This window comes from Micromonospora sp. NBC_00860 (assembly GCF_045207375.1).
GTDB classification, from domain to species: Bacteria; Actinomycetota; Actinomycetes; order Mycobacteriales; family Micromonosporaceae; genus Micromonospora; species Micromonospora vinacea.
Window position 1 is genome coordinate 5,736,175 of the sequence record NZ_CP108825.1, and the last position, 14,038, is coordinate 5,750,212.

Consider the following 14,038-nt stretch of genomic DNA (forward strand, 5'->3'; position numbering starts at 1 on the left):
GACGTAGACTTCTGCCGGACAACCGATCAGGTGCCAGCATCGACATCTCCACAGAGGCCACCTCCCCCGGCCTCGGCGATCGCACCCGATTCGTCCCGACGACAAGCCGGTCCCCCCGGCCCTGACACCTGGAGTTCACCCACTCATGCGATCTCGCGTGACCCTGGTGCTCGCCATCACGGCGGTCGTGCTCGGCGGCGTCCTACTGGTCCCCACCGCGTACGCCCGACTCGCCAGTGACGACGGCAGCGGAGGCGGCGGAGGCGGCACGTCGAGCGTCGCCGCGCCCGCGCCCGCCCCACCACCACCGCCCACCCTGGCGGCCGGCCCGGTGTCGGTGAGCTTCAAGGGTGAATTCTTCTCGTGGGCCCTGCTGGATCGGAAGACCGGCAAGATCTCCGGGTCGCCGAACATGACCGCGACCAGCTCCACCGAATCGATGATCAAGGCGTGGATCGTCTCCGACTACCTGCGACAGCTCGGCGACAAGGAGCCGTCCGCAGCGATGAAGGAAGCGGCTCGAGTCGCCATCATCGACAGCAACGACGGAGCGGCCAACAAGGTCTACGCCGCTGCGGGCGGCTCCTACAAGGTGCCGCCGAACGGGCTGCCGGGACCGGTCATCCAGCGGGCGATCAAGATCTGCGGGCTGACCGACACCAAGCGCGGCAACGTGCCGAAGTACGAGGGCTGGTGGAGCTTCACCCGGATGTCCCCCCGCGACGCGGTCCGGGTCGGCGACTGCATCGCCGACGGTAAGGCCGCCGGTCCGAAGTGGACCAAGTGGGTGTTGGACCAGATGAGCAAGGTCCGGGGCACCACCGCAGCCAAGGACCAGAAAGCCTCGTCCGGCGGTGGCCGCTGGGGGATCATCGACGGCCTACCGAAGTCGATCACCGCTCAGGGCCCGGTCAGCATCAAGAACGGCTGGACCCCCATCTACGGCGATGGCACCTGGCACGTCAACTGCCTCGCCGTCACCAGCAAGTGGAGCCTCGCGGTGATGCTGCGCTACCCGATCAGGACCGGTCTGGACTACGGCGCGAAGGTCTGCGCCAGTGTGACCACCCAACTGGTCACCCCGCAGCCGGGCGCCGCGCTCAAGGTGCCGCAGCAGCCGGTCGGGAAGCTCTGATGGCCGGTAACCGTCGGGTAGACCGGCGCAACGGCGGCGAGGCCTCCCCGATTCGGCTGATCGCCATCGCGGTCATCCTGATCGGGCTGGTGCTGGTGTCGCTGCGGCTGCTGCCCGGGTCGCCGTTCCAGTCGTCCGCCGCGGCCAAGTGGGGCGACGCCGGCTCCGGCACGAGCGACCGCCCCACCGGCGCCGGCACCGACCGCAGCGCCCGCCAGCCGTCCTCGCCGTCACCGAGCCCCAGCCCGTCGCTGGAACCGCTGCCCTTCGTGGCCAAGGACCTCAAGCTGAACATCGAGGGCTGGTATTCCTGGAGCGTCCTCGACCGCCGCACCGGAAAGATCATCGGTTCGAAGAACATGGGCGAGACCAGCACGACCGCCTCGCTGATCAAAGCCTGGATCGTCGCCGACTACCTGCGTCGCGCCGCCGACGACGGCCGGACCCCGAGCGACGCGAAGCTCGCCGACGCGACGCGGATCATCCGGGACAGCGACAACACCCGTGCCGAACAGTTCTACAACCAGGTCGACCGGGACGCCTCGATCAAGCGGCTCATCTCCATGTGCAAGCTGACCGACAGCAGCGTCGCCCCCGACGGCGGCTGGAGTCGGACGGCGCTCTCCCCCCGGGACACCGCCCGGATGGGCAACTGCATCGCCACCGGCACCGCCGCCGGGCCGAAGTGGACCAAGTGGCTGCTCAACGAGATGAAGCAGGTTCGCGGTGCCGGCGACTTCGGCATCCGCAAGGCGTTCCCGGCAGCCGAGCAGAAGAAGATCGCCATCAAGAACGGGTGGATCGACCGGACCAAGGAGCAGGAGATGCACATCAACTGCCTGGCCATCGGTGACACCTGGACGATGGGCGTGATGGTCAAGTACCCGATCAACATGGGCTACGACTACGGCATGAAGAACTGCGAGAAGATCACCGAGGCCCTGCTCCGCCCCGGCACCTGAGCCGCTCAGGCTGACGTTGCCGGCCCGGGCCACTGACGGGCCGGCGGGCGACGGTCAGCCGGCGAAGAACTCCGGGCCGCCGTCCGGCAGTGCCGGGGCCTCGCCGATGGCGGCGGCCCGTCGGGCCCACTCGCGCAGCCCGGCGACCTGCCGGTCGCCGAGGGAGAAGTCGAGGGTCCGGAAGTACGTGGCCAGCGTCTCCGCGTCGAAGGTCTCCCAGCGGGCCGCCGCTTCGGCGACCTGGTCCAGCTCCGCCAGGCAGAGGTCCCGCGAACGCAGGAAGGCCTCGTGCACCTCCTTGACGAGGCCCGGGTGGGCGGCGGCGAAGTCGCGGCGGACCGCCCAGACGGCGAAGACCATCGGCAGGCCGGTCCACTCCCGCCACGCCTGCCCGAGGTCGGTGACAGTGAGGCCCTTCTGCGGTGCCTCGTAGTACGCCCGCAGCGCCACGTCCCCGATCAGCACTGCGGCGTCGGCCTCCAGCAGCATCTGGGTCAGATCCGGCGGGCAGCGGAAGTATTCGGGCCGCACGTCGTACTGCTCGGCGAGCAGCAGCTGAGCCAGCATGACCCCGGTCCGCGAGGTCGAACCGAGCGCCACCCGGGCGCCGTCCAGCTCGCCGAGGGGCCGGGTGGAGACCATGTTGACCGAGAGCACCGGGCCGTCGCTGCCCACCGCCAGGTCCGGCAGGAGCAGCAGCTCGTCGGCGTGCTTGAGGTACTCCAACAGCGTGATCGGGCCGATGTCGAGGTCACCGGCGACCAACGCCGCGCTCAACCGGTCCGGTGAGTCCTTGTGCAGGTCCACGTCGAGCAGGGCACCGGAGCGCATCAGACCCCAGTAGATCGGCAGGCAGTTCAGGAACTGGATGTGCCCGACCCGCGGGCGTGCGATGCGCTCAGCCATGGCCCGACCGTATCCCCGGCCGCTGGCTCCGGCTCGGCGGGCCGGCCCGGAGTGGCCAACCCCGCACTTGACGACCGTCGTACCGCCCGGGCCACGACCGGCACGAAGGCCAGCACCACCAGCAGCCCGACCACACCGGCGCCGGCGATCAGCGGCCGAGGCGGAACGGCCGCGAGCAACGCCCCGCCGACCAGGAAGCCCGCCATCGAGCCGCCCTGCACCGCCGCGCCGTAGGTGGCGTACGCCCGAGCTCGCATCGCCTCCGGCACCCGCCGAGCGGTGAGCAGGTTGGCGAAGACGTTGTCGCCGCCGTTGGCCGCGCCCCCCACCAGCCAGAGCGGCACCAACACGCCCGCCGCCGGCACCGTCGCCGCGAGCAACACCATCAGGCTGCACACGGCCAGGGTGGCCAGCACCCCCCGTACCAACGCGCCGTCGTCGTCGAGCCGCCTGGCGAGTCGTACGGCAAGCCAGCTCCCCGGCAGCATGCCGGCCATCCATGCGGCACTGACCAGGCCGTACGTGGTTGCCGAATCCCCAAGCGTCTCCCGGATGAAGAAGACCTCGATCACGTTGATACCGCCGATCGCCGCGATCACCACGGCGGTGCTCACCACCATGACGAGCATCAGCGGGTCGCGGCGCAGCCGCCAGCCCATCTCCGTACCCCCGGCGGTTGCCACGCCGGCCTCGCTGCTGGCAGCGGCCGGGCTGGCATTGGCGGCGGTCTGGCTGGCGGTGGGTCGGCGGCCGCCGCGTCGGGTCCGCAGCAGCAGGCCGGCGACCACGAGCGCCAGGTAGGTCGCGGCATCGAGAAGCAGCGGTACGCGGGTGCCGAACTGCCCCACCAACAGGCCGGCCAGCACCGGGCCGCCGAGCGCACCGAGCGAGACGGCGGTCTGACTGATCGCGCTGGCTCGTGGCAGGTCGGCTGGGCGGACCATCGCCGGCAGCAGCGCCGCCAGGCAGGGTTGGGTCACCGCGAGCCCGCAGGCCAGCACTGCGACGAGCCCGACCACCAGGACCGGCTGTTCGACGACGGCGAGGAGCGCACAGATCGCGGCCTGCCCGAACCCGACGGTCACCAGCAGGGTACGGCTGTCCGTCCGGTCGGCGAGTCGGCCCGCGAGCGGGGCGAGCACCACCAGCGGCAGCGTGGCGGCCAGCAGCAGCCCCGACACGGCCAGCCCGCCGGCACCGGCACCCTGTAGGGCCAGCGCGAGCGCGGTAGCGGCGAGGAAGTCACCGCAGATGGTGGTGCCCCGAGCGGCAGCGGCGAGCCAGACGTCCGCCCAGCGCGACTCGTCAGTTGTGAAGGACATACTTCGAAAATAATCCTTCACAACTGATTCATGCAACCCCGCCTATGCCAAGGGCACCGTCCGGTAGTGCACGGCGACGGTTCGCGCCCCCGGCGGTGGGTCACCTTGCCGCCGTCGCGGGTGGTACGGCCGGAGCAGCGCCAGGACCGCCTCGTTCAGCTCGGCCAACTCCTCCGCGGTGAGCAGCAGCAGCGAGTCGTTGAACAGCGCCTTGTCGTACCACTCGGCGGGCTCATCCGCGGCGCGCCGCGACCAATCCCGAATCCGCTCCATCCCCCGGAGCGCATGTGCCTCCACCACCGCCTGCTCGGCCGCACGTGCTGCGGGCCCGGCCTCGCGACCTGCGTCGACCATCCAACCCGCAGTCAACACACGCCACACCCGCTCGCGGGCGTCCCCCCTGCTCGGCGCCGCTTCGACGAGGCCGAACTTCGCCAGCGCCCGGAGGTGGTAACTGGTCGCGCTCGGCGACAGCCCGACAATCTCCGCGAGCTCGGTCGCGGTTCCGCCGCTCTCACGACTGCTCAGGTATTCCATGATCGCGATCCGGGCCGGGTGGGCCAGGGCCCGCATCACCTGCGGGTCACTGATCATCCGGCGCGCATCGGGACGGGCCTCGGTCATAGGCCCATGATCCCGGCCGGCCCCCCAACCTGCCACCACCCCCACGTCCCGCTCAGACCACGAGTAGGGCGTGGGCAGCTCGCCATGGTCGACGAACTCGGTGTCCATCCATTGATCGACACTGACCTGAAAGTGTCGTACACCAGTTCTATTGTGGGTCCATGCTGGAGGCGTTGGAGCAGGTGGGCGGTGCTGTTGACGACTGCGCCGAAACCACGCTCTGGGGGCTCTCCGATGACGAGTTGCTTGCTTCTCTCGACGCGACTCAGGTGTTGTCGCAGCGGCTGGCAACCGTTCAGCTCGGCCTGGTCCGCGAGTTGGACGGTCGCGGCGTGGCTGTCGCGCAGGGTGCCTCGTCCACCGCGGTCTGGCTGCGGGAGCGACTGCGGCTCTCCGGTCGCAACGCGCGCCAGCTGGTCCAACTTGCCGCCACCATCGACGCCGCCCCGCCAGCGGTGCGCGACGCGCTGCTCAGCGGCGCCATCACCGTCGAGCAGGGGCGAGTGGTTGCCGAGACGATCGCCGCCCTCCCGGTCGAGGCTGGTCCCGAAGTCGCCGACAAGGCCACTCAACTGCTTGTCACCTGGGCCGACCGTTTCGATCCGACAATCCTCAGTCGGCTCGGCGAACGCGTTCTCACGCATGTCGCCCCGGAGCTGGCAGACCAGGCTGAGCTGAAGGCTCTGGAGCGGGCCACCGAGCGGGCCGAGGCCCGCCGGCACGTCACGCTCTCCGAGCAACAGAACGGGCAGGTACGCCTCAGCGGCAACCTCGACACCGAAACCGCGAGCCTGCTCCGCGAGGCGATCGATCCGCTCTGCGCCCCAGCCGGTGAGCACGACGACCGCAGTCATGGTCAGCGCCGCGCCGACGCCTTGGGCGAGATCTGCCGACTGGCGCTCCGCACGGGCCAGCTGCCCGACAACGGCGGCGACCGTCCTCAGCTGGTGGTGACCGTGTCGCTGGACGAGCTGGTCAACGGCGTACGCGCCGGAACACTGGAGACCGGCACGCGCCTCACGCCCGGTGCGGTCCGCCGCCTTGCCTGCGACGCTGGCGTGCTGCCGGCTGTGCTCGGCGGCAACAGTCAGGTCCTGGACGTCGGTCGCCAGCGCCGGCTCTTCACCGGCCCCCTGCGGCGCGCGCTGGTCCTACGCGACGGCGGTTGCGCCTTTCCTGGTTGTGATCGGCCGCCGAGGTGGTGCGACGGCCACCACGTCCGACACTGGGCCGACGGTGGGGCGACTGCGCTGGGAAATGCGGTGCTGCTCTGCGGCTACCACCACCGGCTCATCCACCGCGGTGACTGGGAGGTCCGTATCGCGGCGGACGGTCGACCTGACTTCCTCCCGCCCAGCTGGCTCGACCCGCTGCGCATCCCACGGCGCAGCCTCTACCACCTGCGCTGCTGACGCCGCCGACCACGCCCACGCCACCCAAGACCGCGACCGGCGACCGCGACCCGCGCCGACCGCGACCCACGCCCCGCGACCGCGACACGCGCCGACCGCGACCACGGCCCCGCGACCGCGACCGCGACACGCGCCGACCGCGACCCACGCCCCGCGACCGCGACACGCGCCGACCGCGACCCACGCCCCACGCCCTTGACCTTGACCCGCGCCAGACATACGACAACCCCGCTGGCCTGCCGCCCCAAGTCGCGTCTCCCGTTGATCGACTCGATTTCCTGGAAACCGGGCCGTGGGGCTGTCTCGCTAACGGTGTTTCCGGCGATCTTGGTTAGTAGGTTTCAGCGGCTGGGAAGCGGTCGCTGAAGGTGATGGCGAAGGCGTTCAACGCGGGTTTCCAGCGCATCGTCCATCGGGTTCTGCCTGCTCCGGTGGGGTCCAGGGACCGGGTCACCAGATACAGACACTTCAACGCGGCCAGCTCGTTGGGGAAGTGGCCGCGGGCCTTGACCGCCCGCCGGTAGCGGGCGTTCAACGACTCGATCGCGTTCGTGGAGCAGATGACTTTGCGGATCTCCACGTCGTAGTCGAGGAACGGGATGAACTCGGCCCAGGCGTTGTCCCACAGGCGGATCACCGCCGGATACCTGCCGCCCCACTTCTCGGCCAGGTCGTCGAACGCGGCCCGGGCCGCGGTGGCGTTGACGGCGGTGTAGATCGGTTTGATGTCGTGCTTGATCGCGTCCCAGTACTTGCGGGAGGTGAGCCGGAACGTGTTGCGGATCAGATGGATGATGCACGTCTGGACCACGGTCTGGGGCCACACGTTCGTGACCACCTCGGGCAGGCCTTTCAACCCGTCGCAGACGAGGAAGAACACGTCCTTCACACCCCGGTTACGCAGGTCGGTCAGCACGCTCATCCAGAACTTCGCACCCTCACCACCGGTGCCGGCCCACAGTCCGAGGATGTCTTTCTCCCCGTCGAGGGTGACTCCGATCGCGGCGTAGAACGGCCGGTTGGCGACCTGCCCATCACGGACTTTGACCACGATCGCGTCGATGAACACCGCCGCGTAGATCTCATCCAACGGCCGGTGCGACCAGTCGGTCATCTCCTCGATCACCTTGTCAGTGATCCGCGAGATCGTCTCCTTACTGACCGAAGCGCCATAGATCTCAGCGAAGTGAGCACTGATCTCTCCGGTGGTCAGCCCTTTGGCATACAGCGACAACACCACCTCGTCGACCCCGGACAACCGGCGCTGCCGCTTACGGACGATCTGCGGCTCGAACGTGCCAGCCCGATCCCGCGGCACCTCGATGGGCACCGGCCCCGACGCGTCGGTCAGCACCGTCTTCGACCTCGTGCCGTTGCGGATGTTGCCCGACCCGGCGCCCACCGCGTCGTGTTTCTCATAGCCGAGGTGCTCGGTCATCTCCTCGTTCAGCGCGGTCTCCAGGACCGTCTTGGTCAACTGCTTGAGCAGCCCGTCCGGGCCGGTCAGCGACAGGCCCTGTTCCTTGGCCGCCCGAACCAGCTCGGCCGCGGCCTTCGCCTCCGCCGACGGCTCAGGCCGCTTCCTTCGTCCGGTCTGATCGTTCAGTGTCGCGGTCATCACGGCACCCTCCTCACCAGGCACAACGCCCGATGGGTCAGGCCGGAAACACCGTTAGATCCACAGACCCCGGGCCGTCCCAACGGGGCGGTTTCAAGCGGCTGTTGCGACCAGGTGTTTGTGGAGTACCTCGGCTGGATTCTGCCAGTCGAGGGTTTGGCGTGGTCGTCCGTTGAGTTCGCGGGCGACGGCGTCGAGGTCGTCCTGGGTCCAGGTGCGGAAGTCGGTGCTGGAGCGGGGGAAGTACTGGCGCAGGAGGCCGTTGGTGTTCTCGTTGCTGCCGCGTTGCCACGGGCTGTGGGGGTCGCAGAAGTAGACCTTGCAGTCGGTGGCCAGGGTGAAGACGGGGTGCTGGATCATTTCGATGCCCTGGTCCCAGGTCAGTGTCTTGCGCAGCTCGGCCGGCAGGCGGCGCATGAGGCCGGTCAGGGTGTCGATGACCTGTTCACTGACCCGCGATTCGGGCAGCGCGCCGAGCATCACGTATCGGGTGGCGCGTTCGACCAGGGTGATGATCGCGCTGGAGCCTCGGGCGCCGATGACCAGGTCGCCTTCCCAGTGCCCGGGCACGGCCCGGTCTTCGACCTCTGCCGGGCGAGTCGAGATGTGAAAGTCACGCACCCACGGGCGGCTTCCCCGCCCCGCGCTGGCCTGACGCGACTGAGGCCGCCGTAACGCCCGCCCAGAGCGCAACGCGACCTGCCGGGCTAACTCCTGGCGCATCCCACCTCGGGCCTGGAAGTAGACCGCCTGATAGATCGTCTCGTGTGACACCCACATCTCCGGTCGCTCAGGAAACTCCCGCCGCAGCGACCGGGCGATCTGCCACGGCGAGTGCCGCTGCGCCAGACGATCCTTGACCGTCTGCCACAACGGCGGCCACGCCCGCCCCCGACCCGGACGCAACTTGCCCTCACGAGGACGCCGCGCCCGCGCGTCCGCCTTGCCCTGAGCATTGCGGTGAGAGTACTTCCACCGATACGCCCCACCCCACCCCTTCGGATAGCCCACCCCAGCCACATAACCAGGATCCGCACCATGCGGATGCCGCTGACCCACCGGCACCCGACCCCCCGTGCCGCAGTGATTACGCGACAACTCCCGCCACACCGTCGAGCGATGCCGCCCGATCACCTGCGCGATCTGCGGGAACGTCAACCCCTGACCGAACAACACCTCAATCTGCGCCCGCTCCGCGGACGACAACCTCTGCCCCGGCATGACCCCTCATCCTGACGAGAATCCACCCCGTTGCAACAACCACTTGAGCCCAAGCGGCCCAGACACCGCGACTTCTTGAAAGCCGAGTCGATCACCGGCTCTCTCGGCGGTCGCGGCGTGAGAAGCCACGGCGCTGGGGTGGAGCGTGATCGCCCGGGGGACACCCGACCGGGCAACACGCCGTCTCGGAAGGGTGGACGCGTCGGTAATTCGCTGGATGCGGCGGGTCGGGGAGCGTATGGTTGCAGGCCGCTTGACGGCCGAGGTGAGCTGCACCGGAACGGACGTCTTCGCGCCGGGTGGCCGGCCATCCGCCCCCGGACACGCGAGCGCGCAGCAGATGTGAACGATGGGACGTCAGCATGCCCGCACTTGACCTCGACCCCCAGCTCGACCCCCAACTCGACACCGACCTCGACGCGGACCTGGCCGCCGAACAGGCACACCTCACCACCTCGCGGGCGGCGCTGGCTCGGATGCGGGAGCGGGCCGAGTCTCTGTTCGCCACCGGTGACCAGGTGGCCGGCGACGCGTACGCGGCCGAGACGCTCGGCCGCACCCTGGCCCGTCGGGTGGCCGAGCTGGCCGACGACCCGACCACTCCGCTCTTCTTCGGCCGCCTCGACTTCGCCGACGCCCCGAACAACGGCACCACCGACAGCGGCACCACCGACAGCGGCACCACGAGCGCCAGGCCCACAGCCAGCAGGCCGGCGAGCGACCCGACCGCGCCCGACCACAGCGGTGATCATCACGGGCGGCGGTATCACGTGGGGCGGCGGCATGTCACCGACGATCGTGGCGAGCCGTTGGTGCTGGACTGGCGGGCGCCGGTCTCCCGTTCGTTCTACCGGGCGAGTGTGCGGGATCCCCAGGGGGTGGCGGTTCGGCGGCGGTTCGGGTTCAGCAATGGTGTGTTGACCAGCTTCGAGGATGAGCGGCTGGATCGGGGCGAGGAGCTCGGTACGACCAGTCGGATCCTCACCGCCGAGATCGAGCGTCCGCGCGTCGGGCCGATGCGGGACATCGTCGCCACGATCCAGCCGGAGCAGGACGAGCTGGTCCGGGCTGATCTCGCCGACTCGATCTGCGTGCAGGGTGCGCCGGGTACGGGGAAGACGGCTGTGGGTCTGCACCGGGCCGCGTACCTGCTCTACCTGCACCGGGAGCGGTTGCGGCGGGCGGGTGTGCTGATCGTCGGGCCGAACCGGGCGTTCCTGTCGTACATCGCGGCGGTGCTGCCGGCGCTCGGTGAGGTGGAGGTCGAGCAGGCCACGGTGGAGGAGTTGATCTCCCGGGTGCCGGTGCGGGCGGTCGAGGCGCCGGCGGTGGCCGCGCTCAAACACGACGTACGGATGGCGAGCGTGCTGCGGCGCGCGGTGCAGGCGCAGATCAGCACCCCTACCGAGTCGATCACCGTGTCGGACGGGTCGTTCCGCTGGCGGATCGGGATCGAGCCGTTGCACCGGATCGTCGAGGAGACCCGCCGGGAGGGGCTGCCGTACGGCACGGGTCGGGAACGCGTGCAGGCGCGGGTGGTGAGCCTGCTGCAACGGCAGGCCGAGGCGCGGCGTGCGGAGTCGCCCAGCGATGCCTGGCTTCGTCGGATGGGCCGCTGCCGGCCGGTGCTCGACTTCCTGGACGCGGTCTGGCCGGCGCTCACCCCGGAAGGGCTGGTGCACGGTCTGTTCTCCGATCCGGCCCGGCTCTCCGCCGCGGCGGACGGCCTGCTCAGCGACTCCGAGCAGGCGCAGCTGACCTGGGCGAAGCCGGCCCGCACGCCGAAGGCGACCCGCTGGACCGCTGCCGACGCGGTGCTGATCGACGAGGCGACCGGGCTGCTGGAACGGCTCTCCGGTTTCGGGCACGTGGTGGTGGACGAGGCGCAGGACCTCTCCCCGATGCAGTGCCGGGCCATCGCCCGGCGCAGCGAGCACGGCTCTGTCACGCTCCTGGGTGACCTGGCCCAGGGCACCGCGCCGTGGGCGGCGACGGACTGGAGGGAGTCGCTTGCCCACCTGGGTAAGCCGGACGCGGTGGTGGTGCCGTTGACAATCGGTTTCCGGGTGCCCGCCGCGGTCGTCGCCTTCGCGAACCTGCTGCTCCCGGCGCTCGCTGTGGATGTACCGCCGGCCGAGTCGCTGCGCCACGACGGCGGGCTGGACGTGCGTACGGTGACCGACCTGACCTCGGCGACGGTGGCCGAGGTGCGCGCGGCGCTCGCGCACGACGGCTCGGTGGGTGTGATCGCCGCGGACGACGCGGTCGACGGCCTCCGCGCGGCGCTGGCCGAGGCCGGTGTCGAGACCGCGACCGCCGACGACGTGGCGGCCGCGGAGCGGGTCACGGTGGTGCCGGCGACGCTGGTCAAGGGCCTTGAGTACGACCACGTGGTGGTGGTCGAGCCGGCCGCGATCGTCGCGGCCGAGCCGCGCGGGCTGCACCGGCTGTACGTGGTGCTCACCCGGGCGGTGTCCCGGCTGGCGGTGCTGCACGTTGCGCCGCTGCCCGCACCGCTCGTCGACGCGTCAGCCGGCTGACAGGGCGGCCGCGATCTCCCGCAGCGGGCGGCCGGACTCGGCCAGCGGCACGTGGAACGACAGCCACGAGCCGTCGGCGAAGTCGAGCCGCAGCCGCTTCCAGTTCAGCCGGTACCTGCCGAACCGGGCGGTGACGGTGGTGCGTGGGACGGACCCGAGCAGTTCGATGTCGGCCTGCGCCCGTTCGTCCGCCGCCGAACTGGAGAGCAACCCGACGGGTGCTGTAGCGCCGAGCAGCAGCCGCTGGTCGGTGACCGCCAGCACGAGGGTTCGGAGGCCCGTGCCCTTCGTCGCCACGGTCACTGCATGGTGCAGCACTGATGCCTGGGAACCTGGCTCGCCTCGACCTCCGACGCCGAAGAAGAGCCAGTCGACGGCGTTGTCCGCACGACCGAAGGTGATGTTCGGTGACAGCACGTTGAGCAGGACGCCCAGGAAGCCCGGCCCACCCGTGACGGGTGGCGTCGACGGCTGCGGGGGTGGCGCCGGGGTCAGCCCGCCGCCCGCTCGAACCTGGGCCACCGCGCGAACCTGCTCCCCGGCCGGCAACAGTCGGGTGATCCCGTCGACGTACCGTGCCTGGCTCTCGTCGACAGTCATCAGCGCCCCTCGTGGTCGTCGGGCTGGCGCGGCCCGGCGCCCGGAGCGCCGATGACCTCACCGACCAACTCCCGGACCTGGGCTGCGGCGGCCTCCTGCGCCCGGTTGGCGGCGGCGGTGAACTCCTCGGCGAGGCTGTAGGAATCCAGTCGCATCGCCCGCGCGTTCAGCTCCGTGGAGACGATCTTGCCGTCGGCGGCGGCGGTGACCCGCACCAGGCCGGAGTCGCTGACGCCCTCGGCGCTGGTCTGCTCCAACTCCGCCATCCGGTCGGCGAGTTGCCGCTGCCATCCGTCCAGGTTGCGAGCCAGCGCCTCGATTCGGTCCAGGGCGGGGAAGGTCATGGCTGCCTCTCAGTTCACGATGGAGTCGAAGACATTCTGCACACCCACTGTGTACGGGCCCAGGTCTTCGCTGTACGTGCCGTCCACCAGGTAGTTGCGGTCCTTGTGCCCGTCGGAGATGTCGTGCAGACCCACGCCGGTGTCCAGCAGGGCGCCGCCGAAGCCGGGGATGTTGACCGGCGAGACCTGGTTGATGACGAACTTGCCGGGAAAGAGGGTCTTGAACTTCTCGACCTGGAAGGCACGCCCCTCGGGCGTCCAGCCGCCCTTGCTGAGCAGCTTGTACTGCTTCTTCCGCCGCTTGATCTCCATGACGGCGTCCGCGTACTTGCGGAGCTGACCGGCGACCTTGCCCAGCCGGGCGGCGAGGCGGGTGAGCACCTCGGCGAAGCGAGCGACGATCTTGACCATCCGACCCACTGTGGTGGCCAGCCGGGCCAGCACCCGGACCACAGTGGCGGCCAGCGAGACGCCGGCGCTCAGCGCCGCGGCCACCGCCGCGATGATCACCTCGGTGAGGAACCAGAGCAGGAACTCGAGGATCAGCTCGACCAGCAGGTTGAACGCGTCCACCGCCGCATTCGCCGCCTCGACCAGCACGTCCTTGGTGCCGTCGAGCCCCTGGGCCAACTCCTCGATCGCCGCCTCCACCGACTCCATCGAGGCATGGAAGCTCTCGGCGGCGTCGCCCGTCCAGGCGCCGCGCAACCGGGCCCGGTCGGCGATCTGGTCACCGGCGATCTCCCGGACCGCCGCGCCGGTGTCCAGGCAGAGCTGCGCGGCCCGCATCAGGTCGTCCGGTTCGCCGGCGACCAGCTCCAGCAACTGCTCGAACGGCCAGAGCACCGCGTTGGAGAGCGGCTTGAAGGGGTCGGGCGTGCCCGACACGATCTGCTCGAAGTAGGTCTTGTTGCGCTGCAACGCCTCGGTGCTCATGCGGGCACCGGCCCGCTCGGAGCGGCGGTGCCACCCGACCACGGGCCGGGCGCTATGACGTCGGGGGCGGGCGGGCGGCCGGGCACGAACAGGTCGGTGGTGGCCGCGTCGGTGCCGGTGTAGGCGGCGGCGGTGTCGCTGACCCCCTCGGCGATGTCCGCCATCATCTCGGCGCCGTCGGCGAGCCCCTGAAGGCACGCCTCGAACTGCTCGGCGTACGTCGCCGCGAGGTTGAAGGACGCCGGCATCACCCCGAAGGCGTGCCGGGGCACGTGGCCGTCGCCGAAGGCGCGGTGCAGCTCGCGGAAACGGGCCGCCCGATCCTTGGACCCCGCGGCGAACGCCGTCAGGGCCTCCGGCTGGACCTCCAGCTCATTGCTCGGGCTTGACACGGACCCTCCCCTGTGGCCTGTGCGAC

General features: G+C 70.2%; 13 protein-coding genes. 4 read left to right on the forward strand and 9 right to left on the reverse strand.

Annotated elements, in window-relative coordinates; genetic code table 11:
* Positions 1-145: 145 nt before the first annotated feature.
* Together OH804_RS26375 and OH804_RS26380 are read left to right on the forward strand one after the other, a co-directional pair.
* Positions 146-1,135 (forward strand): hypothetical protein, encoded by a 990-nt coding sequence (locus OH804_RS26375; RefSeq protein WP_406060180.1) that lies wholly within the window; start codon positions 146-148, stop codon positions 1,133-1,135.
* Complete coding sequence (locus OH804_RS26380; RefSeq protein ID WP_406060182.1) at positions 1,135-2,097, forward strand: hypothetical protein; 963 nt, start codon at positions 1,135-1,137, stop codon at positions 2,095-2,097. Before OH804_RS26375 ends, OH804_RS26380 begins: the two co-directional genes overlap by 1 nt.
* A gap of 54 nt (positions 2,098-2,151) precedes the next feature.
* Here OH804_RS26380 and OH804_RS26385 read toward each other — a convergent pair whose 3' ends face one another.
* Genes OH804_RS26385 through OH804_RS26395 form a run of 3 tightly spaced genes read right to left on the reverse strand, consistent with a single transcriptional unit; the run spans position 2,152 to position 4,949 of the window.
* Positions 2,152-3,003, reverse strand: coding sequence for a menaquinone biosynthetic enzyme MqnA/MqnD family protein (locus tag OH804_RS26385; RefSeq protein WP_196920646.1), 852 nt, complete (start codon positions 3,001-3,003; stop codon positions 2,152-2,154).
* Positions 2,955-4,325: an MFS transporter gene (locus OH804_RS26390; RefSeq protein ID WP_196920645.1), complete on the reverse strand. Its 1,371-nt coding sequence runs from the start codon at positions 4,323-4,325 to the stop codon at positions 2,955-2,957. Before OH804_RS26390 ends, OH804_RS26385 begins: the two co-directional genes overlap by 49 nt.
* Before the next feature lie 42 nt (positions 4,326-4,367).
* Positions 4,368-4,949, reverse strand: coding sequence for an ArsR/SmtB family transcription factor (locus tag OH804_RS26395; RefSeq protein WP_406060185.1), 582 nt, complete (start codon positions 4,947-4,949; stop codon positions 4,368-4,370).
* Positions 4,950-5,110: 161 nt separating this feature from the next.
* On the opposite strand from OH804_RS26395, the gene OH804_RS26400 reads away from it, so the two are divergent.
* Complete coding sequence (locus OH804_RS26400; RefSeq protein WP_406060187.1) at positions 5,111-6,361, forward strand: DUF222 domain-containing protein; 1,251 nt, start codon at positions 5,111-5,113, stop codon at positions 6,359-6,361.
* A 331-nt stretch (positions 6,362-6,692) separates the two neighbouring features.
* On the opposite strand, the gene OH804_RS26405 is transcribed toward OH804_RS26400, so the two are convergent.
* Together OH804_RS26405 and OH804_RS26410 are read right to left on the reverse strand one after the other, a co-directional pair.
* Entirely contained in the window at positions 6,693-7,979 is a 1,287-nt protein-coding gene (locus OH804_RS26405) for an IS256 family transposase (RefSeq protein WP_406060189.1), read from the reverse strand.
* 93 nt (positions 7,980-8,072) lie between these two features.
* Positions 8,073-9,200 carry an IS30 family transposase gene (locus OH804_RS26410; RefSeq protein WP_406060139.1) on the reverse strand — a complete coding sequence of 376 codons (1,128 nt, stop codon included), beginning with the start codon at positions 9,198-9,200 and terminating at the stop codon, positions 8,073-8,075.
* Positions 9,201-9,562: 362 nt separating this feature from the next.
* On the opposite strand from OH804_RS26410, the gene OH804_RS26415 reads away from it, so the two are divergent.
* The gene (locus OH804_RS26415) at positions 9,563-11,740 is read left to right on the forward strand and encodes a HelD family protein (RefSeq protein WP_406060191.1); all 2,178 of its coding nucleotides are present in this window, start codon (positions 9,563-9,565) and stop codon (positions 11,738-11,740) included.
* On the opposite strand, the gene OH804_RS26420 is transcribed toward OH804_RS26415, so the two are convergent.
* Genes OH804_RS26420 through OH804_RS26435 form a run of 4 tightly spaced genes read right to left on the reverse strand, consistent with a single transcriptional unit; the run spans position 11,729 to position 14,012 of the window.
* Entirely contained in the window at positions 11,729-12,340 is a 612-nt protein-coding gene (locus tag OH804_RS26420) for a hypothetical protein (protein WP_406060193.1), read from the reverse strand. The two genes, OH804_RS26415 and OH804_RS26420, sit on opposite strands and share 12 nt — an antisense overlap.
* Positions 12,340-12,684, reverse strand: coding sequence for a YbaB/EbfC family nucleoid-associated protein (locus OH804_RS26425; RefSeq protein WP_196920641.1), 345 nt, complete (start codon positions 12,682-12,684; stop codon positions 12,340-12,342). The genes OH804_RS26420 and OH804_RS26425 overlap by 1 nt, the downstream gene beginning before the upstream one ends.
* Before the next feature lie 9 nt (positions 12,685-12,693).
* Positions 12,694-13,620 (reverse strand): WXG100 family type VII secretion target, encoded by a 927-nt coding sequence (locus tag OH804_RS26430; protein WP_406060195.1) that lies wholly within the window; start codon positions 13,618-13,620, stop codon positions 12,694-12,696.
* Positions 13,617-14,012 (reverse strand): type VII secretion target, encoded by a 396-nt coding sequence (locus tag OH804_RS26435; protein WP_406060197.1) that lies wholly within the window; start codon positions 14,010-14,012, stop codon positions 13,617-13,619. The genes OH804_RS26430 and OH804_RS26435 overlap by 4 nt, the downstream gene beginning before the upstream one ends.
* Between the last annotated feature and the right edge of the window lie 26 nt (positions 14,013-14,038).

What these genes read in the sequence shown, in the direction of transcription:
- OH804_RS26375 (WP_406060180.1), top strand. Translation starts at nt 146, where the DNA reads ATGCGATCTCGCGTGACCCTGGTGCTCGCCATCACGGCGGTCGTGCTC.
- OH804_RS26380 (WP_406060182.1), top strand. Translation starts at nt 1,135, where the DNA reads ATGGCCGGTAACCGTCGGGTAGACCGGCGCAACGGCGGCGAGGCCTCC.
- OH804_RS26385 (WP_196920646.1), bottom strand. Translation starts at nt 3,003, where the DNA reads ATGGCTGAGCGCATCGCACGCCCGCGGGTCGGGCACATCCAGTTCCTG.
- OH804_RS26390 (WP_196920645.1), bottom strand. Translation starts at nt 4,325, where the DNA reads ATGTCCTTCACAACTGACGAGTCGCGCTGGGCGGACGTCTGGCTCGCC.
- OH804_RS26395 (WP_406060185.1), bottom strand. Translation starts at nt 4,949, where the DNA reads ATGACCGAGGCCCGTCCCGATGCGCGCCGGATGATCAGTGACCCGCAG.
- OH804_RS26400 (WP_406060187.1), top strand. Translation starts at nt 5,111, where the DNA reads ATGCTGGAGGCGTTGGAGCAGGTGGGCGGTGCTGTTGACGACTGCGCC.
- OH804_RS26405 (WP_406060189.1), bottom strand. Translation starts at nt 7,979, where the DNA reads ATGACCGCGACACTGAACGATCAGACCGGACGAAGGAAGCGGCCTGAG.
- OH804_RS26410 (WP_406060139.1), bottom strand. Translation starts at nt 9,200, where the DNA reads ATGCCGGGGCAGAGGTTGTCGTCCGCGGAGCGGGCGCAGATTGAGGTG.
- OH804_RS26415 (WP_406060191.1), top strand. Translation starts at nt 9,563, where the DNA reads ATGCCCGCACTTGACCTCGACCCCCAGCTCGACCCCCAACTCGACACC.
- OH804_RS26420 (WP_406060193.1), bottom strand. Translation starts at nt 12,340, where the DNA reads ATGACTGTCGACGAGAGCCAGGCACGGTACGTCGACGGGATCACCCGA.
- OH804_RS26425 (WP_196920641.1), bottom strand. Translation starts at nt 12,684, where the DNA reads ATGACCTTCCCCGCCCTGGACCGAATCGAGGCGCTGGCTCGCAACCTG.
- OH804_RS26430 (WP_406060195.1), bottom strand. Translation starts at nt 13,620, where the DNA reads ATGAGCACCGAGGCGTTGCAGCGCAACAAGACCTACTTCGAGCAGATC.